General features: G+C 64.0%; 1 pseudogene. It reads right to left on the bottom strand.

The window, feature by feature from the left end:
• Positions 1 to 278: pseudogene (locus SB772_RS40305) on the bottom strand (glycosyltransferase); the annotation flags it as partial.

Here is a 278-nt window from a genome sequence, read left to right as displayed (position 1 = left end):
CTTGAGGGCGAGGGCCTTTGCCGGCTGCACCAGAAACTCGATGATCTCTGCGGAGCGCTCGTCGTCGCCCCAGTTTCCCACCCAGATCAGGTCGCCCGGCTTGTCCACCTCGGGCATCGGCCTGAACAGCGTGTCGTCGGCCGCCTCATGCCAGGCAAACACGGTGCTACCCCAGCCGGCTTTGAGGTAACGCTCGCGTAGCGTTTCCCCGAAGGCAAGAATGCCGTCGTAGTCAGTGAGCTTCAGCCCCGCGATGTCGCCTTCCGAGGAAACTGCCC

Origin of the sequence: Paraburkholderia sp. SIMBA_030 (assembly GCF_046535245.1) — a bacterium.
In the GTDB taxonomy this organism is placed as follows: Bacteria; Pseudomonadota; Gammaproteobacteria; order Burkholderiales; family Burkholderiaceae; genus Paraburkholderia.
The sequence above is the reverse complement of the archived record's forward strand: the minus strand, read 5'-3'. Positions and strand labels throughout refer to the sequence as shown.